1 protein-coding gene and 1 pseudogene are annotated in these 933 nt (G+C 37.8%); both read right to left on the bottom strand.

Annotation, left to right across the window (positions count from 1 at the left end; translation table 11 throughout):
• Window positions 1-278: pseudogene (locus tag ACFIK8_RS10355) on the bottom strand (hypothetical protein); the annotation flags it as partial.
• A 100-nt stretch (window positions 279-378) separates the two neighbouring features.
• On the bottom strand, window positions 379-933 hold a 555-nt coding region (locus tag ACFIK8_RS10350), incomplete at its 5' end, for a hypothetical protein (protein WP_375669375.1).

Raw genomic sequence — 933 nt, 5'->3', positions numbered from 1 at the left:
TCAGCATTGCCATAAACTTGACCACAGACTTGAGAAAAATGGCGTATTTTTGCATCATCATACACTCTTGCATGACCATAGACACAAGCCTCATCATACACCCAGCAATTGCCATCATGGGATAGGTTAACTTCCTTTTCAATAAAGCCGCCTAAAGACCCCGCCTTTATATCATCAAAATCTTTTAAAGCTTTAATGCGATAAAGGTTTATAATATTTCGAGTAAGAGCATGTTTGATTTTTTTGATTTCACTGGTTAATTCATATTTTTTGCACATAGAAGACCCTCACAATCTAATGTGATAAACATTTGCTAAAATTTGGAATGGGAAAATTTGAAAGAGAGGCGCCCCCGCCACGCCTGTACTGCTTTATTGATTAGACCCAGACAATCTCTAATTCACCATAAGGAGAGAGACGTTCAGTATAGGTTTTTATTTTAGTAGCCCCCCAGACATTTTCACGAATAACAGCAATGCCATGAATATGAGCATTTTCAAAAACATGCACGTTATTTGCTATACGAGCGTTTTCATAAACCTTAGCATTGTCATAAACATAGGCATTATCATAAATAATAGCCTTGCCATAAACACGCGCATTACCATAGACATGGGAATTATCAGAAATAACAGCATTGCCATAAACATGGGCATTATCATAGATATAGCCAGCAACGATAGCATTGTCATAAACCCGCGCATGACCATAGATATGACCACAAGTGACAGCCTTGCCAAAAACCCTTGCATTTTCATAAACGTGACCATTTTTAAACACAAGAGCCTCATCATAGACCCAGCAATTTCCCTCATGAGAGAGGTTATCTTCCTTTTCAATAAAGCCCCCTAAGGTGCCTGCTTTGATATCAGCAAAATCTTTTAATGCTTTAATACGGTAGAGAACATGATTACCAAATACACGCGTTTCATT

Source organism: Bartonella sp. MR168JLCBS (assembly GCF_042194175.1).
This window is presented reverse-complemented; position numbering and strand designations above follow the sequence as displayed.